31 protein-coding genes are annotated in these 24,332 nt (G+C 59.4%); 10 read left to right on the forward strand and 21 right to left on the reverse strand.

Annotated features, from left to right (window positions below):
* Positions 1-350 precede the first annotated feature (350 nt).
* The 9 genes from tatC to JJQ76_RS17545 all read right to left on the reverse strand — a co-directional run bounded on the left by tatC (position 351) and on the right by JJQ76_RS17545 (position 7,357).
* Positions 351-1,115 (reverse strand): twin-arginine translocase subunit TatC, encoded by a 765-nt coding sequence (gene tatC, locus JJQ76_RS17505; RefSeq protein ID WP_210398256.1) that lies wholly within the window; start codon positions 1,113-1,115, stop codon positions 351-353.
* Positions 1,112-1,471, reverse strand: coding sequence for a Sec-independent protein translocase protein TatB (gene tatB / locus JJQ76_RS17510; RefSeq protein ID WP_210398257.1), 360 nt, complete (start codon positions 1,469-1,471; stop codon positions 1,112-1,114). Before tatB ends, tatC begins: the two co-directional genes overlap by 4 nt.
* A 20-nt stretch (positions 1,472-1,491) precedes the next feature.
* On the reverse strand, positions 1,492-1,761 hold the full coding sequence (gene tatA, locus JJQ76_RS17515; RefSeq protein ID WP_210398258.1) for a Sec-independent protein translocase subunit TatA: 270 nt from the start codon (positions 1,759-1,761) through the stop codon (positions 1,492-1,494).
* Between the two features lie 45 nt (positions 1,762-1,806).
* Complete coding sequence (locus JJQ76_RS17520) at positions 1,807-2,142, reverse strand: phosphoribosyl-ATP diphosphatase (protein ID WP_210398259.1); 336 nt, start codon at positions 2,140-2,142, stop codon at positions 1,807-1,809.
* A complete protein-coding gene (gene hisI / locus JJQ76_RS17525) occupies positions 2,142-2,534 on the reverse strand; it encodes a phosphoribosyl-AMP cyclohydrolase (protein WP_210398260.1) in 393 nt (130 codons plus the stop codon). The genes JJQ76_RS17520 and hisI overlap by 1 nt, the downstream gene beginning before the upstream one ends.
* A gap of 10 nt (positions 2,535-2,544) precedes the next feature.
* Positions 2,545-4,170 (reverse strand): ubiquinone biosynthesis regulatory protein kinase UbiB, encoded by a 1,626-nt coding sequence (ubiB, locus tag JJQ76_RS17530; RefSeq protein WP_210398261.1) that lies wholly within the window; start codon positions 4,168-4,170, stop codon positions 2,545-2,547.
* A gap of 33 nt (positions 4,171-4,203) precedes the next feature.
* Positions 4,204-4,965, reverse strand: a complete 762-nt coding sequence (gene ubiE, locus JJQ76_RS17535) for a bifunctional demethylmenaquinone methyltransferase/2-methoxy-6-polyprenyl-1,4-benzoquinol methylase UbiE (protein ID WP_210398262.1) — start codon at positions 4,963-4,965, stop codon at positions 4,204-4,206.
* Positions 4,966-5,028: 63 nt separating this feature from the next.
* Complete coding sequence (locus JJQ76_RS18300) at positions 5,029-6,621, reverse strand: GGDEF domain-containing protein (protein WP_210398263.1); 1,593 nt, start codon at positions 6,619-6,621, stop codon at positions 5,029-5,031.
* Between the two features lie 100 nt (positions 6,622-6,721).
* On the reverse strand, positions 6,722-7,357 hold the full coding sequence (locus JJQ76_RS17545) for a thiol:disulfide interchange protein DsbA/DsbL (protein ID WP_210398264.1): 636 nt from the start codon (positions 7,355-7,357) through the stop codon (positions 6,722-6,724).
* A gap of 201 nt (positions 7,358-7,558) precedes the next feature.
* Here JJQ76_RS17545 and JJQ76_RS17550 point away from each other — a divergent pair, with 201 nt between their 5' ends.
* Positions 7,559-8,185 (forward strand): hypothetical protein, encoded by a 627-nt coding sequence (locus JJQ76_RS17550; protein ID WP_210398265.1) that lies wholly within the window; start codon positions 7,559-7,561, stop codon positions 8,183-8,185.
* Between the two features lie 229 nt (positions 8,186-8,414).
* Complete coding sequence (locus tag JJQ76_RS17555) at positions 8,415-9,188, forward strand: sulfite exporter TauE/SafE family protein (protein ID WP_210398266.1); 774 nt, start codon at positions 8,415-8,417, stop codon at positions 9,186-9,188.
* Here the strand turns inward: JJQ76_RS17555 and cyaY are convergent, their stop codons facing one another.
* Positions 9,189-9,506: an iron donor protein CyaY gene (cyaY, locus tag JJQ76_RS17560; protein WP_246481133.1), complete on the reverse strand. Its 318-nt coding sequence runs from the start codon at positions 9,504-9,506 to the stop codon at positions 9,189-9,191.
* A 113-nt stretch (positions 9,507-9,619) separates the two neighbouring features.
* On the opposite strand from cyaY, the gene lptM reads away from it, so the two are divergent.
* From lptM to JJQ76_RS17590, 6 genes are read left to right on the forward strand one after another with little or no spacing between them, the layout of a single operon-like run.
* Entirely contained in the window at positions 9,620-9,727 is a 108-nt protein-coding gene (lptM, locus tag JJQ76_RS18350; RefSeq protein WP_210398285.1) for an LPS translocon maturation chaperone LptM, read from the forward strand.
* Positions 9,728-9,738: 11 nt separating this feature from the next.
* Positions 9,739-10,986 carry a diaminopimelate decarboxylase gene (lysA, locus tag JJQ76_RS17570; RefSeq protein WP_210398267.1) on the forward strand — a complete coding sequence of 416 codons (1,248 nt, stop codon included), beginning with the start codon at positions 9,739-9,741 and terminating at the stop codon, positions 10,984-10,986.
* A gap of 13 nt (positions 10,987-10,999) precedes the next feature.
* Positions 11,000-11,830: a diaminopimelate epimerase gene (gene dapF / locus JJQ76_RS17575; RefSeq protein ID WP_210398268.1), complete on the forward strand. Its 831-nt coding sequence runs from the start codon at positions 11,000-11,002 to the stop codon at positions 11,828-11,830.
* A 21-nt stretch (positions 11,831-11,851) separates the two neighbouring features.
* A complete protein-coding gene (locus JJQ76_RS17580) occupies positions 11,852-12,553 on the forward strand; it encodes a DUF484 family protein (RefSeq protein ID WP_210398269.1) in 702 nt (233 codons plus the stop codon).
* 3 nt (positions 12,554-12,556) lie between these two features.
* On the forward strand, positions 12,557-13,456 hold the full coding sequence (xerC, locus tag JJQ76_RS17585) for a tyrosine recombinase XerC (protein ID WP_210398270.1): 900 nt from the start codon (positions 12,557-12,559) through the stop codon (positions 13,454-13,456).
* Complete coding sequence (locus tag JJQ76_RS17590; RefSeq protein ID WP_210398271.1) at positions 13,453-14,160, forward strand: HAD family hydrolase; 708 nt, start codon at positions 13,453-13,455, stop codon at positions 14,158-14,160. The genes xerC and JJQ76_RS17590 overlap by 4 nt, the downstream gene beginning before the upstream one ends.
* A gap of 20 nt (positions 14,161-14,180) precedes the next feature.
* Here the strand turns inward: JJQ76_RS17590 and JJQ76_RS17595 are convergent, their stop codons facing one another.
* The 10 genes from JJQ76_RS17595 to JJQ76_RS17640 all read right to left on the reverse strand — a co-directional run bounded on the left by JJQ76_RS17595 (position 14,181) and on the right by JJQ76_RS17640 (position 21,330).
* Complete coding sequence (locus tag JJQ76_RS17595) at positions 14,181-14,585, reverse strand: bacteriohemerythrin (RefSeq protein WP_210398272.1); 405 nt, start codon at positions 14,583-14,585, stop codon at positions 14,181-14,183.
* A 70-nt stretch (positions 14,586-14,655) separates the two neighbouring features.
* Complete coding sequence (hemW, locus tag JJQ76_RS17600) at positions 14,656-15,789, reverse strand: radical SAM family heme chaperone HemW (RefSeq protein WP_210398273.1); 1,134 nt, start codon at positions 15,787-15,789, stop codon at positions 14,656-14,658.
* A gap of 4 nt (positions 15,790-15,793) precedes the next feature.
* Positions 15,794-16,393, reverse strand: coding sequence for an RdgB/HAM1 family non-canonical purine NTP pyrophosphatase (gene rdgB, locus JJQ76_RS17605; protein ID WP_210398274.1), 600 nt, complete (start codon positions 16,391-16,393; stop codon positions 15,794-15,796).
* 81 nt (positions 16,394-16,474) lie between these two features.
* Positions 16,475-16,912, reverse strand: coding sequence for a DUF4426 domain-containing protein (locus JJQ76_RS17610; RefSeq protein ID WP_210398275.1), 438 nt, complete (start codon positions 16,910-16,912; stop codon positions 16,475-16,477).
* 32 nt (positions 16,913-16,944) lie between these two features.
* The gene (gene metW / locus JJQ76_RS17615; protein WP_210398276.1) at positions 16,945-17,535 is read right to left on the reverse strand and encodes a methionine biosynthesis protein MetW; all 591 of its coding nucleotides are present in this window, start codon (positions 17,533-17,535) and stop codon (positions 16,945-16,947) included.
* Positions 17,535-18,695: a homoserine O-succinyltransferase MetX gene (gene metX / locus JJQ76_RS17620; protein WP_210398277.1), complete on the reverse strand. Its 1,161-nt coding sequence runs from the start codon at positions 18,693-18,695 to the stop codon at positions 17,535-17,537. Before metX ends, metW begins: the two co-directional genes overlap by 1 nt.
* Before the next feature lie 118 nt (positions 18,696-18,813).
* The gene (locus tag JJQ76_RS17625; protein WP_210398278.1) at positions 18,814-19,128 is read right to left on the reverse strand and encodes a DUF167 family protein; all 315 of its coding nucleotides are present in this window, start codon (positions 19,126-19,128) and stop codon (positions 18,814-18,816) included.
* A complete protein-coding gene (locus JJQ76_RS17630) occupies positions 19,125-19,667 on the reverse strand; it encodes a YggT family protein (protein WP_210398279.1) in 543 nt (180 codons plus the stop codon). The genes JJQ76_RS17625 and JJQ76_RS17630 overlap by 4 nt, the downstream gene beginning before the upstream one ends.
* A gap of 97 nt (positions 19,668-19,764) precedes the next feature.
* Positions 19,765-20,604, reverse strand: coding sequence for a pyrroline-5-carboxylate reductase (gene proC / locus JJQ76_RS17635; RefSeq protein WP_343232555.1), 840 nt, complete (start codon positions 20,602-20,604; stop codon positions 19,765-19,767).
* A gap of 33 nt (positions 20,605-20,637) precedes the next feature.
* Positions 20,638-21,330: a YggS family pyridoxal phosphate-dependent enzyme gene (locus tag JJQ76_RS17640; RefSeq protein ID WP_210398280.1), complete on the reverse strand. Its 693-nt coding sequence runs from the start codon at positions 21,328-21,330 to the stop codon at positions 20,638-20,640.
* A gap of 80 nt (positions 21,331-21,410) precedes the next feature.
* Here JJQ76_RS17640 and JJQ76_RS17645 point away from each other — a divergent pair, with 80 nt between their 5' ends.
* Both JJQ76_RS17645 and JJQ76_RS17650 read left to right on the forward strand, forming a co-directional pair.
* Positions 21,411-22,445: a type IV pilus twitching motility protein PilT gene (locus tag JJQ76_RS17645; protein WP_210398281.1), complete on the forward strand. Its 1,035-nt coding sequence runs from the start codon at positions 21,411-21,413 to the stop codon at positions 22,443-22,445.
* A gap of 58 nt (positions 22,446-22,503) precedes the next feature.
* On the forward strand, positions 22,504-23,655 hold the full coding sequence (locus JJQ76_RS17650) for a PilT/PilU family type 4a pilus ATPase (RefSeq protein WP_210398282.1): 1,152 nt from the start codon (positions 22,504-22,506) through the stop codon (positions 23,653-23,655).
* A gap of 45 nt (positions 23,656-23,700) precedes the next feature.
* Here JJQ76_RS17650 and JJQ76_RS17655 read toward each other — a convergent pair.
* The coding region (locus JJQ76_RS17655; protein ID WP_210398283.1) for an IS3 family transposase at positions 23,701-24,332 on the reverse strand (632 nt) is incomplete at its 5' end.

Raw genomic sequence — 24,332 nt, forward strand, 5'->3', positions numbered from 1 at the left:
AACGTAAACGTTGTAGTTAAATGAATTCACGAGTCGTTTACCTTGATAATGCTTTACTGCTTCATCCCGGCAAACGCCCACACGAATTGCATGGTCGATTTGTTAAAGAGCGTGCCTGAGCGAGATGTCTTTCGTCTCAAGCGAGGCGCGTATTATAGAGCGCCTCTCCGGCCTGTCAACGATTATTTCAACCTGATTAATCGTTGCCGCCTTATCTGCGGGCCCGCTCACCACCGCCTTGGCCGTGGTCTGTTGCGCCTCACAGGGCTGCGCATTCTATCGACTTAAGTCGCAGAGTCAAGCGCGATGTTTAAATTATTTTACAGGTCGTTCTCAGGTAAGAGCGGGAGCTATTCCGGCGCTTCTACTCTCGAGCGCGGAACGAATATCCGGCCCAGAATAATACCCACTTCAAACAGCAGCCACATAGGCATTGCCAGCAGTGTCTGGGAGATCACATCCGGCGGAGTCAGCAGCATCCCAACCACGAAACAGCCTACCACTACGTAAGCACGTTTTTCCTTGAGGCTTTCAACCGTAGTCGCACCGCTCCAGATGAGCAGCAGCGTGGCAATGGGGATTTCAAACACGATCCCGAAGGCGAAGAACAGTTTCAGTACGAAATTCAGGTAACTGCTGATATCGGTCATCATCGCCACCCCCTCCGGACCGGTGCTGGTAAAGAAGCCGAAGATCAACGGAAACACCACAAAATAGGCAAACGCGACGCCGCTGTAAAACAGCATCACACTGGAGATCAACAGCGGCACGGCCATACGCTTTTCATGCTGGTAAAGGCCGGGAGCGATAAAACTCCACGCCTGATGAAGAATAAACGGGATGGCCGCAAAGATGGCCACCACCAGCGTCAGCTTGAACGGCGCGAAAAACGGCGAAGTCACGTCGGTGGCAATCATGCTGGTGCCTTCCGGCAGCAGCGCGGTCAGCGGCTCGGACAGGTAGGTATAGAGGTCGTTGGCGAAGTAGAACAATCCCAGAAAGAACAGCAGCACCAGCAGCACGCTTTTCAACAGCCGATCACGCAGCTCAGTCAGGTGCGATATAAGAGGCTGCACCTGCTCATTGGTATCGGTGGTTGAGTGATCGCCGGTCATGAGTGGTCTTTCTTTTCAGGCGCAGCCCTTGGTTGCTCAGCTGCCGCGTCAACGTCGGGGGATTCAATCTTTGGCTCGGCAGGCGTTAAAATCTCATCACGCAAGGAGTCGCTAAACGGTCTTGTCATGCTGCCGGCCTCGCGCTCAAGCTTCTGCTGCTGCTCTTTAGCTGCCTGCCTCATCTCTTCAACCCGAAGCTCGTCAGAGATCTCTTTCTGCACGCTGCTGAGGGTACGTTTGATACGCCCAAACCACATCCCCGCCGTTTTCAGGGCGTGGGGCAAGCGCTCGGGGCCGAGCACGAGCAAGGCAACAACCGCCACGATCAGCAGCTCGGCAAAGCCGATATCAAACATGGACGAGGATTCCGAAGGCGTTACTTGTCAGCTTTCTCAGCCTGTTTTTCCGCAGTTTTGGCCGCATCATTGGCGTCCGTGGCAGAAAAGGAGGCATCTTCGCTACTGATTTTCTTCTGCGGGTCTTCAGCGTCGGCGTTGGCGTCATCCTCTTTCATGGCTTTCTTGAAGCCCTTGACGGCACCACCCAGATCACCGCCGATATTACGGAGCTTCTTGGTGCCAAACAGCAGCACGACGATGCCCAAAACGATCAGTAACTGCCAGATACTAATACCACCAAAGCCCATGTGATTCTCCTGTATACTCCGCAACAACACTGAGGGTTGCGACTATTATTTTTGCGTGCGTGACGCCTTTTCTTCCAGTCCGGAAAGCCCGAAGCGACGGCTCAATTCAGCCAGCACCTCGTCGGGCCCCAACCCCAGATGGGACAGCATAACCAAGCTATGAAACCACAAATCAGCGGTTTCACCAACCAGATCGGCGGTGCTCCCGCCCTGTGCCACGTCTTTGGCGGCGATGATGGTTTCGGTGGCCTCTTCACCCACCTTCTCCAGTATCTTGTTCAGCCCTTTGGCATGCAGGCTGGCCACATACGAGCTATCCGCCGGGGCGCTTTTGCGCGCTTCGAGCACCTCGGCCAGTGCCGAAAGAATCGCATCAGACATCATGATTTCCCGTAAATGGTTCCGGGGTCTTTAACCACGGGATCGACCGCGCGCCACTGCCCCCCTTTAAGCTCCTGGAAAAAACAGTGCGCACGACCGGTGTGGCAGGCGACACCGCCCATCTGTTCAACCTGCAGCAGCAGAACATCGTTATCACAATCGAGCCGCAACCCGTGCAACACCTGCACATGGCCGGATTCTTCCCCTTTGCGCCACAGCTTATGCCGCGAACGCGACCAGTAGACAGCACGCTGTTCCTGCACCGTCAGCCGCAATGATTCGGGATTCATCCACGCCATCATTAGCACCTGACCTGTGCGATAATCCTGGGCAATTGCAGGTACCAACCCGTCCTCGGTCCACTTGATCTGTTGTAACCACTGGTCGGCCACGCTCTGCTCCCTATTTACGTTCGAGGCTGAATAGAACTAATGCGCCGGCAGCCAGTGCCAGCGCCGCGATGGGCCATTCATCGGGCAACGCCGGCAACCAGCCCGCGCTACCTACCGCTGCCGCAACCGCCAGTATACCGCCCAAGCGGGGCCAATGTATGCGCCACCCTTTGGGCTCACGGCGCTGCTGCTCAAGGAGCAGCAGAGAATGCTCCAGCCGCTTAACTTGTTGCAGCGATTCATGCAGCAGCCCCGGCATCTGCGGCAGCTGCTCGACCAACTCCGGAGCACGCTGCTTGAGCGCGCGGTAGAAACCTCGCACCCCCATGCGCTGACGCATCCAATCCTCCAGGAACGGCTTGGCCGTTTGCCACAGATCCAGATCCGGATAGAGCTGCCGCCCCAGCCCTTCGATATTGAGCAGGGTTTTCTGCAGCAACACCAGCTGCGGCTGTACTTCCATATTGAACCGGCGCGCAGTCTGGAATAGCCCCAACAGCACCTGCCCAAAAGAGATCTCTTTCAGCGGCTTCTCGAACACCGGCTCGCAGACACTGCGTATGGCGGTTTCAAAATCATTGACATTGGTGCCAGCAGGCACCCAGCCGGAATCAAGATGCAACTGAGCAACCTGCTTGTAGTCGCGCTTGAAGAAGGCGAGGAAGTTACGCGCCAGATAACTTTGGTCCTCCGGTGTCAGCGAACCGACAATCCCGAAATCGAGAGCGATGTATTGCGGGTCGGCGGGGTTGTCGCGGGACACGTAAATATTGCCAGGATGCATGTCAGCATGAAAAAAGCTGTCTCGAAAAACCTGGGTAAAGAAGATCTCTACGCCACGCTCAGCGAGCAGTCTGAAATCGGTATTCTGCTGCCGCAGCCCGTTGAGGTTGGAGATCGGCACGCCGTAGATCCGCTCCATGACCATCACATTCTGATGGGTATAGTCCCAATAGACCTCGGGAACATAGAGGATGCTCGACCCCTCAAAATTACGCTTCAACTGCGAAGCGTTACCCGCCTCTTTGCGCAGGTCCAGCTCGTCGAATATGGTTTTCTCGTACTCGGCCACCACTTCAACCGGGCGCAAGCGTTTGCCTTCCGACCAGATAGTCTGAACCAGGTAAGCCAGGGAATACAGTAAGCTGACATCCTGCTTGATCACCCGATTGATGCCCGGACGTATCACCTTGACCACCACCGACTCACCCGTATGCAGCGTGGCGGTGTGCACCTGCGCGACCGACGCCGAGGCCAGCGGGGTGCTGTCGAACTCACAGAATAGTTCAGCCACCGACTCACCCAGCGCACGCTCTACGATACGAACAGCGTGGTCGCCACAGAAAGGGGGCACCTGATCCTGAAGCTTGGTCAGCTCAGCAGCAACGTCCGGCGGCAACAGGTCAGCACGAGTTGACAGCATCTGGCCGAACTTAACAAAGATCGGCCCCAGCGCCTCCAACGCCAGACGCAACCGTTCAGCGCGGGGGCCACGGGCCGGAATAAGGTAGCGCCAAGGCAACAACGCCAGCGCAAAACGGGCGTACCAGGGAAGCGATACACCATCGAAAAGATCATCGAGGCGGTAACGAGCCACCACCCAGGTAATCTTGATCAGTCGGAACAGACGGGACACAGGTCAGCCTTAGTCAGATGTGCCGCCCTGAACTCAGGGCTTGATCCCTTTGTGCAGGGCTACAACGCCACCGGTCATATTGTGGTACTGACAGCGCACCAGGCCGGCCTCTTCCATCATCCCCTTGAGGGTTTCCTGGTCTGGATGCATACGGATCGATTCGGCCAGATAGCGGTAGCTTTCCGAATCGTTGGCCACCAGCTTACCCATCATTGGCAGCAGGCCGAACGAGTAAGCATCGTAAGCCTTGGTCAACAGCGGATTGACCGGCTTGGAAAACTCCAGCACCAGCACTCGCCCACCAGGCTTGAGCACCCGAGCCATGGAGGCTAGCGCGCGCTCTTTATGAGTCACGTTGCGCAGACCAAACGCGATGGTAATGCAGTCAAAGGTGTTGTCGGGGAACGGCAGCGCCTCGGCGTTAGCCTGCACGTAGCGCACGTTGCCGACAACGCCGCTGTCGGCCAGCTTGTCACGGCCAACCTTCAGCATGGAATCGTTGATGTCAGCCAACACCACCTGACCTTCCGGGCCCACCAGGCGGGAGAATTTACGTGTCAGGTCACCGGTGCCACCGGCGATATCGAGGATTTTCTGCCCCTTGCGCACACCGCTGTATTCGATCGTAATCGCTTTCCACAAGCGATGGATACCGAAGGACATCAAGTCGTTCATGATGTCGTACTTCTGAGCTACCGAATGAAACACATCGGCGACGCGCGCCTCTTTTTCGGCAACATCGACGGTCTTGTAACCAAAGTGCGTGGTAGTGGCGGTTTTGTCCTGATCGGTCATGGGCTACTCTGTCGTGGCCGGCCTTGCCGGAAAGCAAATGGCGGCATTATAGCGGGATCAACGCTAGGCGGCTACGACACAGCGATTCCGACCTTCCCCCTTGGCCTGATAGAGTGCCTTGTCGGCACGCTCAAAGACGGTTTCAGCACTGTCATTGGGGCCAAAACAGCTGATGCCGAAGGACATGGTGACCCGCACCGGCTCACCCTTGAAGTTGAACGGACTCTTGGCCACCGTCTGGCGCAGCTTGTCCATCACCTGCTGCGCGCGATCGGTGTCGGTTTCCGGCATCAGGATCACAAACTCTTCGCCGCCGTAGCGAGCCACAAAGTCGGTTTCGCGTATGCTGCGGGTCAGGATTTTGGCCACCACCCGCAGCACCTTGTCGCCCGCCAGATGGCCGTAGCCGTCGTTGATCTTCTTGAAGTGGTCCAGATCACACACCACCATGGTCAGTTCGCCGGCATAACGGGCCCAGCGCGCATACTCCTGCTGCACACGCTCGTCATAGGCGGCGCGATTGGGCAGCAACGTCAACGGATCAGACAGTGCTCTCAGGCGCTGCTCCTCCAGATGCGATTGCACCCGCTGTGCCTGCTCCTCCATCGCTTCCAGCTTGCCCTGCAGCTCGCCCAGGCGTTTTTCAACCCGCTGTTCACGCGCTTCCAGCTCACCACGATAGCGATCCATAGCCTCTACAATATCGCCCAGTTGGCTGCGCACACTGCTCTTCAGCTGCTCCAGCGACGATGCCTGCTGCAACGCATCTTCAACACTACTGACGTCACTGCGCACAGCCTGATCCAAGGCCTGGGAGCTGGCATGGGCCTGGCGCTGATCCTCACGGCTTTCACCCAGAAACTGCTGTATGTCGGCCAATTGGCCATTGATATTGGCGAGGTAGCCCTCGAACTCCGCATGCCCGAACACGGCCACCGCGACAATCAGGTCAACGGTATCCTGCAATACGGTTTCCAGCTCATCCCAGCCAAAGCCCCCCTCGATACGGGACATCAGCCTGTGCGCCCGCGCGGCCTCATTGGGAGGAACTGACAGCTGCCCGACCAGCTCCAGTAACAACACCGCGACGCGGCGGCAAATCAGCTCACGGTCTTCCTCTTCACTCGCTCCCCGTGCCGCAGCATCTTGGCCGGCTTGATCCCCCCCCGCAGCGGCCGCTTGCGGAGCAAGCGTACCCAGCGCCTTCGCCTGCAACTGCGCCGTCTGCTCCAGCACATCGGGATAGCCGTAAAAATTCTCCAGCACCTCCGGCAGCGAGCTCAGCAACTGGTCCAGCTCACCTCCAGACTGCGGGTCCGGCAACCGGTCGCCCACTTGACTGAGCACGGTGCGCAAGGCCTCCAGCGACCGCCTGACCAATTGGTCGCGGCGCTGAAAAAAGTGCATCACTTCACGCTCAACCGCACTGCCATCGGCGCGAAACCCGCGCTCGGTGGGAGCACGTTTGAGCGAATCCTGCAGCGCGTCGAGCCGCGTATCCAGAGCCGCATCCTGGCCGCGAGCGGCGACACAGAGCCGCTGCGACAGCCGGCTGAGCAGGTCGAAGTCAGCATCCAGTGCCTCTTGGCGCTGCTCCAGCTCCACCACGCGCTTTTTCAGGGACGCGTCACCACTACCACCATTTTCTGCCGCCACTCAGGGAGTTCCTTTGCCAGATCCACTGGCGCAATCATAGCCCAGCCGCTCCGAAAACAACAAAGCCGCCCGAGGGCGGCTGTGGCTGACTCGCATCGGGCTACTGCGCGGCTTTTTCCTTTGCAACCAGAAAGTCGACCACTTCAAGCATCTGTCGCTGGCCGCCAGCCTTTTCGGCAGTCACCAGATACTTGCCGTTAACCACCATCGATGGCACCCCACTAATGCGGTACTCTCCGGCTTTCTTGCGGCCCCAGTTCATCTGGCTGTTGATCGCAAAAGAACTGTACGCTTTGTCGAAGTCATCGGCGCTCACCCCAAGGCCCGCAAAAAACTGCCCCAACTGCTCCTTGTTATTGATCCACTGCCGCTGGCGATGGATCAGATTAAACAGCTGCGGGTGGGCCTGCTCCTCAACCTCAAGCGCTTTGGCAACGTAGTAGGCGCGGGCAAACTCTTCTTGATTACCCCGGAACACCACCGGGATATGTTTGAAATCGACGCTATCATCCTGCTGCTTCTTCCAAGGCCCCAGATAGCGCTCAAAGTTGTTGCAGTGCGGACACCAGTAGCCAAACATCTCCACCACTTCCACTTTGGACGGATCTGCGGTGCGCACCTCCTTGGGCAACTTGGTATAGTGCACCCCTTCCTTGAAATCGGCTGCCAACGCCGTGGTCGACAGCAGCGGGATCATCACCAGCGCCATCGCGCTCCGTTTGAGCCAGTTCAACATCGATTACTCTCCATTCCATTTGATTACTGGTGTGATTGGAAACACGCCGGCGGCAAAAGTTCGGCCCGATTTCCAGCCACCCCATTCTGGCCGCAGATAACGGCCGACACAACCACACAAAAATAGGTGCTATTCCGATGGCGAATCCGCCACCTTCAAGATATCCTGCCGCCGTTTTACCGATTCACCAAGGATTCCATCATGCAACGGATTGTGCGCCCTCTGGCCCTGATCATGGCACTGTGCTGCAGCAGCGCGAATGCCAACCACCCCGATGCGGCCCCCGGCAGCAGCAAACAGCGGGAAGATTTCAATCGCATCGAGCTGTCGCTTTCAGCCCTGACAAACGCCTTGATTCGCATTGGCGAAGAAAAGCAGCGCCAGCCGTTCGCACGCACCATGGTAACGACCGCCAGTGAACACCAGCAGCTCGCCCGCGAGCTGCTCGACAGCGGCCACCCCGAGCAGGCCCGCAACGAACTGGACAACGCCATGGTGACGATCAAGACCGCCATCGCCACCCTGCGCAATCGTGAAACCTTGATCCGCAGTCTCAACTTCGATAATCCGGCGGACGAGTACCACTATGAGCTTGACCGTTTTGAGACCTACAGTATGCTGGTCAATCTGCTGCTGGAACGGATGAAACCCGACCCGAGCAAACGCGCCAAGATGGAGCAGCTGATGCAGCAGGCCTGGGACCAGGAAGGCATAGCCCGTCTGCGTGCAGAGGCGCAGGATTACAAAGCGGCAATTGGTGAGCAGGAGCGCAGCAATAAGCTGCTGCTGCAGGCGATTCGACGAGGCGGCATCTACGTTCCCGGATGACCCCGGGATCAAACGGCAGACATAAAAAAAGGACCATCCAGGGGTCCTTTTTTTATGTCGCCTAATTATTGTTGTTGGCGAAAAGTACGAGCACTCAATTTACGCTGTTGTTGTTATAGTGGTGCGCTCAGACGCTCGCCTTGGCATACCGTTGTTATTATTGTGGCGCCCATAGTACTCGCTCAAAAATCGGCGGCTATAGGCAAAAGGTTTTAGGTGCAGGTGCAGCATGATCGCCACTTTTGTTTCCGTCGTTATTCCTCCCGGGCTGGCCGGTCTCGATCTCTTGCTACTGGTCGCCACCAGCTTCGCCACCGCGCTGATGACGGCGGTGCTGGGCGTCGGCGGAGGAGTGGCGTTGCTGGCGGTGACCGCCAGCATCTTGCCACCACTGGCCATCATCCCGGTACATGGGCTGGTGCAGGCCGGTGCCAATACCAATCGTGCGGTGCTGACCCGACGCCACCTCAACCGCTCACTGTTCACCGACTTTACCCTCGGCGCTGTGGTTGGAGCAGTCATCGCTGCACTGATCGTGGTCCAGCTGCCCGCCGACGTGATTCTGCTGGCGGTGGGCAGCTTCGTGCTTTACCTGACCTGGGGCCCCAAGCTACCGCATAAAGCATTGCGGGGCTGGCCGCTGCGCTTCGCCGCGGCGCTCACGACGCTGATTTCGATGTTCGTCGGCGCCAGCGGACCGCTGGTGGCCGCGTTTACCCAACAACTATCAGCCGAACGCTTTGTCCGCGTTGCGACTTTTTCGGCCTGCATGAGCGTCCAGCATGGCCTCAAGATCGCGGTGTTCGGCGGTCTGGGGTTCGCTTTCAGCGACTGGCTGGGACTGATCGCAGCAATGATCGTCAGCGGTTTCGCCGGCACCTGGATCGGCCTGCACCTGCTGACCAAGGTCAGCAACGAGCAATTTTCCCGCGTGTTTCGCTGGGTGCTGACCCTGCTGGCCTTGCGTCTGCTCTATACCGGTGTCGCTCCGCTGCTGACCTGATCAGCTGAAATCGAACTGTTCGCCGGCGCACTGGCTGAATGTTGCAGCGAGGAACTCGGCTAGGGGCTGGGCATCGCTGTCCCTGACCCAGCGCCCGCCCTGCTGGTCAAAATGAAAACCACCAAACGGCGTCGCCACCCACAGCTGGCGCACCGGGCCCTGACGGGTAAAGATCACCTTGCTGCCGTTCTCGCAGGTCACGGTTAACACCCCGCCGCTGTTCTCGTAGTCAATATCACTGTCGGCGCCGTCAAGCACCTCTTCAATGGCCAGCAGCGTGTCATCGACACGGCTGTTGAATTCACTCTCGCTGATCATGGATACGCTCGCTGAATGGAAAGCCGCCAGTATAAGGCAGAATGGGCAAGGAGGAACCCAAGGGGTATAATCGCCGGTTCGACTCTGACGACCAACTTACGGGGCTGGATTCCATGACACGCGTGCTGACCGCCGCACTGCTGAGCGCCCTCCTGCTGGCCGGTTGCGGCCAGAAAGGAGACCTGTATCTGCCACCGGCATCGTCGTCGTTTTCTTCTTAAAAGGCACATCAATGGACAGTTTTGAATACCGCGACGGCTCCCTCTATGGCGAAGACGTTGCCCTTGATCAGGTGGCGGCCGAATTCGGCACCCCCACCTACGTCTACTCTCGTGAAACTCTGGAGCGCCATTATCTGGCCTATGCCAACGCGCTGGGGGAGCATCCGGGGCTGATCTGTTACGCCGTCAAGGCCAACTCCAACCTGGCGGTGCTCAATGTGCTGGCCCGCCTGGGTGCCGGTTTCGACATCGTTTCCAAGGGTGAGCTGCAACGCGTTCTGCGCGCCGGCGGCGATCCGTCCCGGGTAGTCTTCTCCGGCGTCGGCAAGCAGGCCGATGAGATGGCGTTCGCGCTGGAAGCCGGCATTCACTGCTTCAACGTCGAGTCGGCCGCTGAACTGGAGCGCTTGGGTGATGTAGCCCGTGCCGCCGGTAAAGTCGCGCCCATCTCCCTGCGGGTCAATCCCGACGTCGACGCCCAGACCCACCCCTACATCTCGACCGGCCTGAAAGAGAACAAGTTCGGCGTTGCTATCGACGAGGCACTGGCGCTTTACGAACGCGCCGCAGCCCATCCGCACCTGCAGGTCAGCGGACTCGATTGTCATATCGGCTCCCAGCTGACCTCGCTGGCACCGTTCCTGGACGCTCTGGACCGAATGCTGGCTTTGGTCGATCAGTTGGCAGAGCGAGGCATCAGCCTCAAGCACCTCGATCTGGGTGGCGGCCTGGGTGTCTGCTACGCCGACGAAACGCCGCCGCAACCGGCCGACTATATCCGCGCGGTCATTGACCGACTGGGGGACCGTCCGCTGCAACTGGTGATGGAGCCCGGACGTTCCATCGCCGCCAATGCTGGCCTGCTGCTGACTCGGGTGGAATTTCTCAAGCCCAACGAGCACAAAAACTTCGCCATTATCGACGCGGCCATGAACGACCTGATCCGCCCATCTCTGTATGGAGCCTACCAGGATATTATTCCGGTCAATGTGCGCGAGGGCGAGACCCAAGCCTGGGACCTGGTAGGACCGGTGTGCGAAACCGGCGACTTTCTCGGCAAGGGCCGGCAGCTCAATCTGCAGGCCGGTGACCTGCTGGCGGTCTGTTCTGCCGGTGCCTATGGTTTCGGTATGAGTTCCAATTACAACAGCCGTAACCGTCCGGCCGAAGTGATGGTCGATGGCGACCAGCTGCATCTGGTGCGCGCGCGCGAAACCTTCGACGACCAGATCCGCGGCGAAGCACCGCTGCCTTTGTAAGGATGCTGACCGCATGCTGATTCGCTTTACCAAGATGCACGGCCTCGGCAACGACTTTATGGTGATCGATCTGATCACCCAGCGGGCGCGCATCGACCAGAAGCTGGTGCGCCGACTCAGTGATCGCCATTTCGGCGTCGGCTTTGACCAGCTGTTGATCGTCGAAACCCCGACCGACCCCGAGATGGACTTTCGCTACCGTATCTTCAACGCCGATGGCAGCGAAGTGGAGAACTGCGGCAACGGCGCGCGCTGTTTCGCTCGCTTCGTCGCGGACAAACGCCTCACCGGCAAGTCCACGGTGGCGGTCGAAACCGCCAAAGGCCCGCTCTACCTGACGCTGGAAGGTAAAAACCAGGTTCGTGTCGACATGGGGCCTCCGGTACTGACGCCGGCAGAGATCCCGTTTCAGGCCGACATTGAGGCCAGCAGTTACAGTCTGGCCGTACACACCGACCTGCTGGAGATCAGTGCCGTGTCGATGGGAAACCCGCACGGCGTGCTGCTGGTTGATAACGTCGATAGCGCACCGGTGGAAACCCTTGGACCTGCACTGGAAAGCCACCCGCGTTTTCCCGCCAGGGCCAACATCGGTTTCATGCAGATCGTCAACCGCAATGAAATACGCCTGCGGGTGTATGAGCGCGGCGCGGGCGAGACCCTGGCCTGCGGCACGGGAGCCTGTGCGGCCGTGGTCGCGGGCCAGCTGCGGGGGCTGCTCGATCACGAGGTCACCGTGGAACTCCCGGGCGGGCGAACCCGCATTCGCTGGAACGGCCCTGGCAGCTCGGTCATCATGACTGGCCCCGCAACCACCGTATATGAAGGCCAGATCCATATCTGACCCCCGACAAAAGAAGCGATCATGAGCGAACAGAAGTCAGTCAATCCCGCCACCCACTCACCTGAGGAGCAGGTGGTGGCCTACCTGAAGCAGCATCCGGATTTCTTCAGCACCCACCCACAGCTGCTGAACACGCTGCATATCCCCCATCAGGTCGGCGGAGCAGTGTCACTGGTGGAGCGCCAGGCAGCCGTGATGCGCCAGCGCAATAGTGACCTGCAGAGCCAGTTGCATGAGCTCGTCGACGCTGCCCGCCACAACGACCTGCAGTTCGAGAAAACCAAACGACTGGTATTGGCAATGGTGGAAGCGCACAGCCTCGACGAAGTGGTAGTGGCGCTGGATGAAGGGCTGTGTCAGGACTTTAACGGCGATGTCACCCGCCTGATCCTGTTTCAGGACGACCGGCTCGAAGTGCAGGGCAATCTCAAAGTGCTGCCCCTCAGCGAAGCCGAGTCCAAAGTCGCCGATCTGGTCGAAAGCGACTGGGCCATCTGCGGCAGCCTGACCGACGAGCAGCGCCAGTTCCTGTTCGATGATCGCGCCCCGTCGGTGCTGTCCGCGGCGGTGATCCCGCTGGTAAAAGGGCACACCCAGGGATTGCTGGCCATCGGCAGCTTTGAAGCCAACTACTTTCACAGCAGCATGGGCACCCTGTTTCTCAACTATGTTGGCGAAGTACTCAGCCGGGTGCTCTATCGCCTTCATCGCCGCAGCAGCTAGCCCATGGACCTACTGACCGACCGTATCGACGCCTTCATCGACCATTTGGCGGCGGAACGTCAGTTGTCCGGCCACACCCTCAGCAACTATCGCCGTGATCTGGACCGCATCGCGGCGCACCTCGACAACAACGGGCACAGCGACTGGAACCGCCTCGACGCTCCGCTGCTGCGCCAGTTCATTGCCCATCAGCACCGTGAGGGGATCAGCGGACGCACCCTGCAGCGACGCTTGTCCGCCTGCCGGACCTTTTTCCATTATCTGATCCGTGAAGGGCTTGCCGGCACCAACCCGGCGGTGGGCATCAGCGCCCCCAAAAGCGGCAAGCCGCTTCCCAAAACATTGGATGCCGACCAACTGGGCCAACTGCTGGACCAGAACAGCGACGACCCGCTGGTGGTGCGCGATCTGGCGATGCTGGAGCTGCTCTACTCCTCTGGCCTTCGCCTCGCCGAGCTGGTCAGCCTCGACATCAACAGTGTCGACCTGCGCGAAGCCAACCTGCGCGTCACCGGTAAAGGGCGCAAGACACGGCAGCTGCCGGTAGGGCGCAAGGCAACCGCAGCGCTGGAACGCTGGCTGGATTGCCGCGATCAGCTGGCGGACTACGGCGAGCGGGCGCTGTTCGTCAGCCAGCAGGGCCAACGCCTCAGCCCCCGCAGCGTGCAGGCGCGACTAGCTCGCTGGGGGCAGCAGAACGGGCTGCAAGAGCGATTACACCCCCACCGGGTGCGCCACTCTTTCGCCAGCCACCTGCTGGAATCCAGCGGCGATCTGCGTGCGGTGCAGGAGTTGCTCGGTCACGCCGACATCTCCACCACCCAGATCTATACCCACCTCGACTTTCAGCATCTTGCCGATGTCTACGATAACGCCCACCCGCGGGCCAAGAAGCAGCGATGATACGGATTATTACCTTTGATCTGGACGATACTCTGTGGGCGGTAACACCGGTGATGCGCACCGCCAATCTGGCCCTGTATGCCTGGCTCGAACAGCATGCGCCAGCGTTCTGCACCCGCTATCAACCCCGGGATTTCAATACGCTGCGTGACGAGGTGGTTCTCGACCACCCCGAATGGAGCCATAGCGTCACCGCAATCCGACTCGAAGTGCTGCGCCGCGGCCTGAGCCGCAGTGGCTATAGCCCCGATGACAGCGAACAGGTGGCGCAAGCCGCCTTCGCCCACTTCATCGAGGCGCGCAACCGGGTGGAGCTGTTTCCACACTCTCGCCCGGTGCTGGAACAGCTGGCCAGCCGCTATCAGCTCGGCGCTCTCAGCAACGGCAACGCCGATATCACCATGGTTGGACTGGCGGATCTGTTCAGTTTTAGCTTCAACGCCGATCAGGTGGGTAGCGCCAAACCGGAGCCGTTGATGTTTCAGCGCATGCTGGAGCACACCGGCGCGCGGCCCGAACAGGTACTGCATGTGGGCGATAGTATCGAGCACGACGTGCGCGGCGCGCAGGCAGCGGGATTACATACCCTATGGGTCAATCTCTCGGGAGCGCCAGCCCCCTCAGACCCGCAACCCAGCCTGACGGTCCGTTGCCTCAGTGAAATTCCGACTCAGGTCGCCGTCTTCGCGCGCAAGCAAGGCTGAACATCGACTGACGGAGGCCGTTACTGACGCCCGTGCGCCGCGGCCCACTCGGCAATGCGGTGGTCCGAGCCCTTGATGTGTGTAAGCAGCCATTGAGTCAGATGGTGGACCAGATCCGCCTTGGGCATGGAGCCGTGGCAGAGCAGTTCGCGGGCGTTATCAAGATTGTGATCGACAAAGCGGGCATGCTCTTCGCGATGGGCCGCCAGTTCCGGATAACCGATCTCCTCCATCCAGCGCTCTTCATCGCTGAAATGGTTTTTGACGTAGTCACTCAGTGTTCCCAACAGCGAATACGCCGCATCGCCCTCAAGCTGAACATCGGCTGAGCTGTCGAGCGCCACAATCAGCTCCAGCAGCTGGCGGTGCTGTGCATCGATCAGCGGGTGGCCACAGGCCAGGCTGTCATCCCATTCCAGTTGCAACCGACTGTCCTCGCGGCTCCTTTGCTTGGTTTCAAGCTAGCCTAGCTTGCAACCAAACATCAAGCGTCGCTCAGGGATAAAACAGCGCCAGCAACTCGTTCAGAAAGCGCCGCCCCAGCTCCGTTGGTGCCAGGCGGTGGCGGTCTTGGCAGAGCAATTCACGCTCGCGCGCGCGCCGAAGCGGCTCGGCAACTGCCGCCAACGGCAGCCCTGTGCGCGCCGAGAAGCTCTCGACGGCAACCCCGTGATGCAAGCGCAACACGTTCATCATAAATTCCAGCGCCAGCTCATCGCCGCTGATCACTTGCGCGCCAGCCAGTCGCTCCCCGCCGAGGTAGCGCTTGGGTTGGCGCTGCTTCCAACGTCGCTGGATAGCGCCATCGGACAAGGTCAACTTGCCATGCGCCCCGGCGCCAATGCCAAGGTAGTCGCCGAAACGCCAGTAGTTGAGGTTGTGCTGGCACTGAAAGCCGGCACGTCCATAGGCGGAGATTTCGTACTGCTCCAGCCCGGCAGCCGCCAGACGCTGCTGGCCCTGCTCCTGGATCTCCCACAGGGTGTCATCCACCGGCAGCGGCGGCGGGCGAACGTAGAACTCGGTGTTGGGTTCGATGGTCAGCTGGTACCAGGACAGATGGGTCGGCACAAACGCCAGCGCCTGCTCCAGGTCGTCCATCGCCGCCTGCACTGTTTGCCCCGGCAGGCCATGCATAAGATCCAGATTGAGGCTGTCAAAGCCCAGCTGCTGCGCGGCCGCTATCGCCGCACGCGCCTCGTCACCGCCGTGAATCCGGCCGAGGGCCCGAAGCGCAGAATCATCAAAGCTCTGCACTCCTAGCGACAGACGGTTGACTCCCGCTTCACGGAAACCGGCAAAGCGCGCTTGTTCAAAGGTGCCGGGATTAGCTTCCATGGTGACTTCGATGCCGGGGGCCATGGGCATGCGCGCCCGGATCTCCCCCATCAGCGCATGGTAGAAACTGGCACTCATCAAGCTCGGCGTACCACCCCCGATAAAAATTGACTGCAACGCCCTCCCCCCGGTCAGCGCCAGCTCGTCATCGAGATCGGCCAGCAGTGCGCTCAGGTAGGCCGACTCCGGCAGCTCGCCATCAGCGGCGTGGGAATTGAAATCACAGTAGGGGCACTTACGCACACACCAGGGCAGGTGCACGTAAAGCGATAGCGGTGGCTGTTCCAGCATCGCTCTAGGCGCTGAGTGCGCTGAGTTTGCGCACCAGTTTGGCCACCGCCTGACCACGGTGACTCAGACGGTTCTTCTGCTCCGCTGTCAGTTCGGCCGAGCAACAGCCCAGCTCCGGGATATAAAACAGGGGATCGTAACCGAATCCGTTAACACCGCGCGGGGCGTCTAAAATGCGCCCCTCCCAGCTGCCCTGGCAGATCAACGGCACCGGATCTTCCGGGTGCCTTACCAGTACCAGCAGGCACTGAAAGCGCGCACTGCGCTGCTCATCTGGCACGCCGGCCAGCGCTGCGACCAGTTTGGCATTGTTGGCCGCATCGCCCGCCCCCTCACCGGCATAGCGGGCGGAGTAGATACCGGGCGCACCGTCCAGGCAGTCAACCTCCAGACCCGAATCATCAGCCAGGGCGGGCAACCCGGTCAGGCGGCTGGCATGACGGGCCTTGATCAGCGCGTTTTCAACAAAGCTGAGACCATCCTCAATCGCATCCTCTACCCCGTAGTCCGATTGCGGCACTACCTCCAGCTCCAGATCGGCCAGCGCCCGATTGAGCTCGCGCAACTTACCCTGGTTACCACTGGCTAAAACGATTCTGTGCATCGATTCCTCTCTATCAGCGCGCCTGACCGGAAACGGCGAAGCCCGGCCAGAGCCGGGCTTCGTCACTGGCAGGCGAGGATGTTAATCGGCGTAAAAATGCTGTTTAAAGCTGATGCTGTAGGCCGGCTTGTTGCGGTCGGGTTTTACATCCAAGCTGAACTGCAGTTGCTCATCATGAGTGAAACGAAACGCCGAGATATAGTAGATTGCGTTGCCTTCGCGAATCTCACGGAAGCTCAGTTCCTGCCGCTGGCCGATCAGGTTTTTCAACGACCCACTCACCTGCGCCGATGTCGGGCGTTTGCCCTCGCTGTCGTCCAGTACCGCAACGTTGATCACTCCACCATACTTGCTCCGCTGCAGGTTATAGGCCACCGCCACCTCGGGAGGCAGAAAAGTGCTGTTAAAGGCGTTGTAGTGAATCTCATACTGGTCAAAGGTTTGCGCCTGCTCGGCACGAAGCGGCCCGGCCAGCAACAGCAACGCGACCCAGAGGGCGGAAATCAGCGGTACTCGCATGCGTCGTCTCCTTCTTTGTGCCTGCCCGGCGGTCAACGGGTCACCCGGTAGATCGCTATCTCACCCAGCATGTTGGGCCACCACTGCAGCAACCAGCGGTCCCGGTGCCGGCTGTCCACCACCATCCGTTCGGTGATGTGGATCTGCTTCTGCCAACACAACGCTTCAAAGTCCTTGAAGGTACAGAAGTGGATGTTGGGCGTGTCATACCAAGTATAGGGTAGAAACTTTGACACTGGCATTTCACCCTTCAGCGCCAGATAGAAACGCGCCCGCCAGTGCCCGAAGTTGGGAAAGGTCACGATCACTTCGCGGCCGACCCGCAGCATCTCATCCAGCACCAGGTCAGGGCGATGAACCGCCTGCAGTGCCTGGGTCATGACCACGACATCGAAGCTGTTATCGTTGAAGTTGGTAAGTCCCTGGTCGAGATCCTGCTCGATGACGTTCACGCCCGCATCGATACAGCTCTGGATATCTTGCGGATTGATCTCCAGGCCGTAACCCAGCACTTTTTTCTGCTCCGTCAGAAACTGCAGCAGCTCACCGGAACCGCAACCGAGGTCGAGCACCCGCGAGCCTGGCTCGATCCAGTCCTGAATAATCTCCAGATCTGCGCGCATCAGGCGTTCCCTCCCGGCTCCAGTTCGCTGGCGACACGGTTCATGTAACCTCCGAATACCTCCATATAGCGCGGAATCGGCATCAGGAAGGCATCATGGCCTTGCGGAGCGTCGACCTCGGCGTAAGCCACCCGCTTGCCCGCGGCGATCAGGGCGTCGACGATCTCGCGCGAGCGCGCCGATGAAAAGCGCCAGTCGGTAGTAAATGAAACCAGCAGGTAGCTGCATTGGGCACCGCTGAGGGCAGCAACCAGATCGCCATCAAAGTCCACGGTAGGATCAAAGTAATCCAGCGCCTTGGTCATCAGCAGGTAGGTATTGGCATCAAAACTCTCGGAAAAGCTCTCGCCCTGATAACGCAGATAGCTCTCCACCTGAAAGTCCGCTTCAAAGTCAAAGCTCAGCTTGCCGCTGCGCAGTTCGCGACCGAACTTCTCCCGCATGGAATCGTCGGACAGGTAGGTGATGTGACCGAGCATCCGCGCCAGCATCAAACCGCGCTTGGGTACCGTATTGTGTTCGCGGTAACGACCACCGAAAAACTCTGGATCCTTGCTGATCGCCTGGCGTGCCACCTCGTTAAAGGCGATATTCTGTGCCGTCAGTTTGGGGGCGGAGGCGATCACCAGACAGTGACGCAGCCGCTCGGGGTAGCTGATCGACCAGCGCAATGCCTGCATGCCGCCAAGGCTGCCACCAACCACCGCGGCCCACTGCTGAATACCGAGCCGGTCTGCCAGCCGGGCCTGACTATTCACCCAGTCACGCACGGTCACCACCGGGAAATCGGGGCCGTACTCTTTACCGGTTTCAGGATTGATACTTTGCGGGCCGGTACTGCCATGGCAGCCGCCCAGATTGTTCAGCCCCACCACAAAAAACTTGTTGGTATCGATCACCTTGCCGGGGCCGACGGCGGAGTCCCACCATCCCGGTTTTTTATCTTCTTCGGAGTGATAACCGGCCACGTGATGATGACCGCTCAGGGCGTGGCAGATCAGCACCGCATTGCTGCGATCGGCATTGAGGGTGCCGTAAGTTTCGATCATCAGCTGGTATTCGGGTAGCACCCGCCCGCTGCGCAGCGGCAGCGGCTCTTTGAACTCCAACAGCTGCGGAGTAACGATACCGACAGAGTCGTGGGGAATGGATGATGGCATGGAGCACCTAGATCGAAAAACAGAGAGCGGCTATAGGCCGATGGCCCACCTGCAGAAAAGGTAACGCGTCACATCTCGTACAGCAGGTTCAGGTGGTCAAATCCCATGGTGTCGTTACTCACTCGACGTTATCGTCCAAAATGCCATCCAGGCTTGCGGGTATAAGAGCTGGCTGGCGGATACGCACCCGCTTCTGCCGTCCCAGTTCACCGCTGATAATGCTTACATCACGCTTGGCAACCGCAAATTGTCTGGCCAGAAAGCCGATCAGATGGGCATTGGCCCGGCCCTCTACCGGCGGTGCGGTGATGCGTATCTTAACACTGTCACCATGCGTTCCCGCAAATTCGTCACGCGCCGCTTTGGGCTGCAGATGACAACGCAGCAGCAGGTCGCCCTCCTGCCACTGCCAGTAGGTTGTTGACCGGTTCACATCAACAGGCGCGACAGTTGCAACTGGATGACCTGAATGACCAGAAATATCAGGATCGGCGACAGGTCCAGCCCCCCTAAAGGCGGTACCACTCTGCGCGCCAGACTGAATACCGGCTCACACAACTGGTTGATCAATTGCGGCGCCGGGTGGTAACTGTTGGGGGCCACCCAGCTGATGATCACAGAGGCGATCACCGCGTAAAAATAGATATCCAGCGTCATGCTGAGCAGGCTGACAAAGCCGATGATCACCAGCCCCAGCGGATCCGGCGTGCGACCGGCGACCACAAACAACAGCCCAAAGGTCACCAGCTTGACCAGTAGCGCCAGCACCAGCGCCGAAAAATCACGGCCGGCGATGCGCGGCACCACCTTTTGCAGCGGCGCCACCGGAACCTGGGTCAGCTTGGCCACGGCTTGGGAGATCGGATTGTAAAAATCAGCGTGGGACATCTGCAACAGGAAGCGTAACAGCACAATCAGCGCGTAAAACTCTCCCAGAGTGCGAATAATCAGTGTCAGGGTCTCTTGTCCCATGGGTCCTCTCTTAGGGCTCTGCGACGGCGTTCCTTAACCGGCTGCCGACTTATAATAGGGGCGCAGTGGGGCTATTTCCAGCCTCGGCGAGGCACGCTCAACCATCACCCAGTTCGCGCGCCATCTCCCGTGAACGCTCGGCGCAGGCGTCCATCGCTGCATCGACCAGCGCCGGCAGGCCTCCCTGCTCGAACCGCAGGATCGCCTGCTCAGTAGTCCCGCCCGGCGATGTCACCCGGCGGCGCAGTTCGGCTACATCGACATCGCTCGCTTGCGCCATGCGGGCAGCCCCCAGCGCGGTCTGCAGGGTCAACTGGGTGCTGACCTCGCGCGACAGCCCCTGACGTTCACCGGCGGCGATCATCGCCTCCATCAGCAAGAAGTAGTAGGCCGGGCCGCTGCCCGACACCGCGATCACGTTGTCGATCTGCGCTTCATTTTCAAGCCACAGGGCGATACCCACAGCCCCCATCACCTGCTCCGCCTGCTCCCGCTGCGCGCTGCTGACGCGTTCATTGGCAAACAAACCGCAGGCACCGGTCTCCACCAGCGATGGCGTGTTGGGCATGCAGCGCACCATCGCCAGATCGCCACCCAGCCATTGCTCGATGGTGGCGGCCTCGAGACCCGCCGCCACCGACATCACCAGCGGCTGTCGCGCTTGCACCGCGTCCGCCAGCGACAGGCACAAGCTTTTCATCATCTGCGGCTTCACCGCCAGCACCACCAGGTCCGCAGCGTTAACCGCAGCCAGATTATCGGTCGTGGTATGGATTCCCCAGTCGCCAGCCATCCGCTCCACTTTATCTTGCGAGCGGGCGGTCGCCCAGATTCGCTCGGCGGGATACCCCTTAGCCAGCAAACCGCCGATGATCGCCGATGCCATGTTGCCGGTGCCAATAAAGGCCAGCACGGGGTAGGTCGCGGAATCAGTCACGATAACAATCCTTAATATCTACAAAGCAAGAAATCAGTTCAGCGGTCGACGAGGCCCAAACAATGCGGTGCCGATCCGCACCATGGTCGCGCCCTCCGCCACGGCGGCTTCCAGATCGTCTGACATCCCCATGGAGAGCGTATCGATTCCGGGCGATAGCGGCTGAATCTGTTCCAGCAGGCGCTGCATGCGGGCGAAAGCCTGGTGCTGCTCGGCCTCACTCAGGTCGGCAGCCGGAATCGCCATCAAACCGCGCAATGCCACATTGGGCAACGGCAGAATCTGCTGTGCCAGGGCGTAGACCTCATCGGCGGCCACCCCCGACTTACTCCCCTCGGCACTGATATTAACCTGTATGCAGAGGTTCAGCGGCGCGCGCTCCGGCGCGCGCTGATCACTGAGCCGCTGGGCGATCTTCAGCCGGTCAACACTGTGCACCCAGTCGAAATGGCTGGCCACAGCACGGGTCTTGTTCGACTGCAGGGGTCCGATAAAGTGCCATTCCAGAGTCAGGTCGGCTAGCGCCTCGACCTTGGTCATGGCATCCTGCAGGTAGTTCTCGCCGAAGGCACGCAGACCCGCCGAGTGGGCTTCACGCACCTCGTCCGGGCTGCGGGTTTTACTCACCGCCAGCAGCTTGACACTGCCCGGCGCGCGGCCGGCGTGATCTTCGGCTTCCCTGATACGGGTCAATGTTCGCTGGATATTCTCGACTATGCTAGCCATGGGGTTTCGGTGATAATAGCTTGGCGCTTGAGCGGGAAGCCCACTTTATTGGATTGTCTAACCCGGGTCCAGAGGATGCCATGGATATAACGGAACTCCTGACGTTCAGTGTTCAACAGAAAGCGTCTGACCTTCACATCTCGGCCGGCATGCCGCCGATGATTCGCGTTGACGGCGATATGCGCCGGATCAAAATGCCATCACTGGACCACAAGCAGGTCCACTCCCTGATCTACGACATCATGAACGACAAGCAGCGCAAGGACTACGAAGAGTTCTTCGAGACCGACTTCTCGTTCGAGGTGCCCGGGCTGGCCCGTTTCCGTGTTAACGCCTTCAACCAGAACCGCGGCGCCGGTGCGGTATTCCGGACCATCCCCACTGAGATCCTGTCGATGGAAACCCTCGGCATGGGCAAGGTGTTCCAGGACCTGTCGGAGCGCCCTCGGGGTCTGGTGCTGGTGACCGGACCAACCGGTTCCGGTAAATCCACCACCTTGGCGGCCATGGTCGATTACGTCAACGACACCCGCAGCGACCACATCCTCACCATTGAAGATCCGATCGAATTCGTCCACACCAGTAAAAAGTGTCTGGTCAACCAGCGTGAAGTCCATCGGGATACACTCGGGTTCGCCGAAGCACTGCGTTCGGCCCTGCGTGAAGACCCGGACATCATCCTGGTCGGTGAGATGCGAGATCTGGAAACCATCCGCCTGGCACTGACCGCCGCGGAAACCGGCCACCTGGTGTTCGGCACCCTGCACACCACCTCGGCGGCCAAGACTATCGACCGGATCATCGACGTTTTCCCGGCGCAGGAGAAAGCGATGGTGCGCTCCATGCTGTCGGAATCGCTGGAAGGAATCATCTCCCAGACGCTGCTGAAAAAGCCCAAGGGCGGCCGGATTGCCGCGCACGAGATCATGGTGGGCACACCGGCGATCCGCAACCTGATCCGCGAGGACAAGGTGGCACAGATGTACTCGGCGGTGCAGACCGGTGCCGCCTTCGGCATGCAGACCATGGATCAGTGTCTGGCCAATCTGGTACAAAAGGGCCTGATCTCACGCGAAGCGGCGCGTGAAAAAGCCAAGATGCCGCAGAACTTTTAAACCCGGTCACCGCCATCGCAGGATGGCGGTGAACCAATAAACAACAAAAGGTGAGCGTGTGGATTTTACGCAGCTACTCAAAGTGATGGTCGAGCGGGATGCTTCCGACCTCTTTGTAACCGCCGGCTGTCAGCCGAGCATCAAGGTGGATGGCACCATCAAGCCGCTTACCAAAGATCCGCTCAGCGCTCGCCAAGCCCGCGCACTCACCTACAGCACCATGAACGACGCCCAGCAGAGCGAGTTCGAATCCACCCACGAGTGCAACTACGCCATCAGCGCGCCGGGCATCGGCCGCTTCCGGGTCAGCGCCTTCTTTCAGCGTGGCAGCCCCGGCATGGTGCTGCGGCGGATCAAGAACGAGATCCCCGCGCTGGAGGAACTGAACCTGCCGCCGATCCTCAAGGATCTGGCGATGACCAAGCGCGGCCTGATTCTGTTCGTAGGGGGGACCAGCACCGGTAAATCCACCTCGCTGGCATCGATGATCGACTACCGCAACGAAAACAGCCGCGGCCACATCATCTGCATCGAGGATCCGATCGAGTATATCCACGACCACAAGCGCTGTGTTATCACCCAGCGTGAAGTGGGTCTGGATACCCCAAGCTTCGAGATCGCGCTGAAAAACACCCTGCGACAGGCACCCGACGTGATTCTGATGGGTGAGATCCGCTCCCGCGACACTATGGGCTACGGCCTGCAGTTTGCCGAGACCGGCCACCTCTGTCTGGCGACCCTGCACGCCAACAACGCCAACCAGGCGCTGGACCGGATCATCAGTTTCTTCCCGCCCGAGCACCACGACCAGATGTGGATGGATATGTCGCTCAACCTCAAGGCGATCGTGGCCCAGCAACTGCTGCCCACCACCGATGGCCGGGGACGCATCGCGGCGATCGAAGTACTGCTCAACACCCCCCTCTGTGCCGACCTGATCCGCAAGGGCGAAGTGCACGAGATCAAGGAGTTGATGAAGAAGTCCACCAACGTGGGGATGCAGACCTTCGACCAGGCGCTGTTCAAGCTGTTTGAAGACGGCAAGATCACCTACGAAGACGCCCTGGCCCACGCTGATTCCGCCAACGACCTGCGCCTGATGATCAAGCTGTCAGCAGAATCCAACCCCAAGCTGCAAGAGCAGATTAAGCATACTGAAGACAGCGAGATGTTCTTCCTGCAGGAAGACGAGGACTACCTCAACTTCTAAGCGGACCCGCCCTGGTGTCTTGTCCTGAAATAGGTTGACACTATTTCACGCTAAAAACGCCCGATGTACTTCATCGGGCGTTTTGTATTTTAAGGCCATGTGTGGCCGCCGTGTATTGTAGAGACGAACTGATTCTTCAACCATGACGGTAGCCTGCTCGAGATCATCAGGCTTCCTCTGCAGGTACTCTCCTTTGAGTATCCCGTTCACTCTTTCCGCCAACGCATTCTGATAACAGTCGTAGCCGTCCGTCATCGAACAACGTACGCCATACTTTTCGTGCACGGCTTGGTAACGTTTCGAACAGTACTGTATGCCTCGATCAGAGTGGTGAATTAACCCGGTTCTACCTCGATAGTCCTTGAGCGCCTTTTTATAAGCCGTTACTACAGACTCTGCTCGCAAGTCACTGTGTACATGGTACCCAACGATCTTGCGTGAATACGCATCGGTAACCAGGTTCAGGTACGCCTCTCCATTCCTTACCGGTAAATAGGTGATATCCGCGACCCAGATCTGTTCCGGTTGTGTTGCCTGCTCCTGCGCCGCGCCGGGCTTGAGCAAGTTAGGATGACACCAAAAACGATGATGACTCTGCGTCGTCTTGTGATAGGCCCTCAGCCGCCGAACCAGTAGTCGATGGGTCTTGAGCAGTTCAAACAGCTTGTCCCTGCCGA

This window comes from Motiliproteus sediminis (genome assembly GCF_017912535.1).
GTDB lineage: Bacteria > Pseudomonadota > Gammaproteobacteria > Pseudomonadales > Balneatricaceae > Motiliproteus > Motiliproteus sediminis.

What these genes read in the sequence shown, in the direction of transcription:
- metX (WP_210398277.1), bottom strand. Translation starts at nt 18,695, where the DNA reads ATGCCATCATCCATTCCCCACGACTCTGTCGGTATCGTTACTCCGCAG.
- rdgB (WP_210398274.1), bottom strand. Translation starts at nt 16,393, where the DNA reads ATGCACAGAATCGTTTTAGCCAGTGGTAACCAGGGTAAGTTGCGCGAG.
- JJQ76_RS17610 (WP_210398275.1), bottom strand. Translation starts at nt 16,912, where the DNA reads ATGCGAGTACCGCTGATTTCCGCCCTCTGGGTCGCGTTGCTGTTGCTG.
- lysA (WP_210398267.1), top strand. Translation starts at nt 9,739, where the DNA reads ATGGACAGTTTTGAATACCGCGACGGCTCCCTCTATGGCGAAGACGTT.
- JJQ76_RS17580 (WP_210398269.1), top strand. Translation starts at nt 11,852, where the DNA reads ATGAGCGAACAGAAGTCAGTCAATCCCGCCACCCACTCACCTGAGGAG.
- cyaY (WP_246481133.1), bottom strand. Translation starts at nt 9,506, where the DNA reads ATGATCAGCGAGAGTGAATTCAACAGCCGTGTCGATGACACGCTGCTG.
- tatB (WP_210398257.1), bottom strand. Translation starts at nt 1,471, where the DNA reads ATGTTTGATATCGGCTTTGCCGAGCTGCTGATCGTGGCGGTTGTTGCC.
- lptM (WP_210398285.1), top strand. Translation starts at nt 9,620, where the DNA reads ATGACACGCGTGCTGACCGCCGCACTGCTGAGCGCCCTCCTGCTGGCC.
- dapF (WP_210398268.1), top strand. Translation starts at nt 11,000, where the DNA reads ATGCTGATTCGCTTTACCAAGATGCACGGCCTCGGCAACGACTTTATG.
- JJQ76_RS17520 (WP_210398259.1), bottom strand. Translation starts at nt 2,142, where the DNA reads ATGTCTGATGCGATTCTTTCGGCACTGGCCGAGGTGCTCGAAGCGCGC.
- JJQ76_RS17555 (WP_210398266.1), top strand. Translation starts at nt 8,415, where the DNA reads ATGATCGCCACTTTTGTTTCCGTCGTTATTCCTCCCGGGCTGGCCGGT.
- JJQ76_RS17640 (WP_210398280.1), bottom strand. Translation starts at nt 21,330, where the DNA reads ATGGCTAGCATAGTCGAGAATATCCAGCGAACATTGACCCGTATCAGG.
- JJQ76_RS17645 (WP_210398281.1), top strand. Translation starts at nt 21,411, where the DNA reads ATGGATATAACGGAACTCCTGACGTTCAGTGTTCAACAGAAAGCGTCT.
- hemW (WP_210398273.1), bottom strand. Translation starts at nt 15,789, where the DNA reads ATGCTGGAACAGCCACCGCTATCGCTTTACGTGCACCTGCCCTGGTGT.
- JJQ76_RS17630 (WP_210398279.1), bottom strand. Translation starts at nt 19,667, where the DNA reads ATGGGACAAGAGACCCTGACACTGATTATTCGCACTCTGGGAGAGTTT.
- JJQ76_RS17590 (WP_210398271.1), top strand. Translation starts at nt 13,453, where the DNA reads ATGATACGGATTATTACCTTTGATCTGGACGATACTCTGTGGGCGGTA.
- xerC (WP_210398270.1), top strand. Translation starts at nt 12,557, where the DNA reads ATGGACCTACTGACCGACCGTATCGACGCCTTCATCGACCATTTGGCG.
- tatA (WP_210398258.1), bottom strand. Translation starts at nt 1,761, where the DNA reads ATGGGCTTTGGTGGTATTAGTATCTGGCAGTTACTGATCGTTTTGGGC.
- JJQ76_RS17545 (WP_210398264.1), bottom strand. Translation starts at nt 7,357, where the DNA reads ATGTTGAACTGGCTCAAACGGAGCGCGATGGCGCTGGTGATGATCCCG.
- ubiE (WP_210398262.1), bottom strand. Translation starts at nt 4,965, where the DNA reads ATGACCGATCAGGACAAAACCGCCACTACCACGCACTTTGGTTACAAG.
- tatC (WP_210398256.1), bottom strand. Translation starts at nt 1,115, where the DNA reads ATGACCGGCGATCACTCAACCACCGATACCAATGAGCAGGTGCAGCCT.
- JJQ76_RS17550 (WP_210398265.1), top strand. Translation starts at nt 7,559, where the DNA reads ATGCAACGGATTGTGCGCCCTCTGGCCCTGATCATGGCACTGTGCTGC.
- metW (WP_210398276.1), bottom strand. Translation starts at nt 17,535, where the DNA reads ATGCGCGCAGATCTGGAGATTATTCAGGACTGGATCGAGCCAGGCTCG.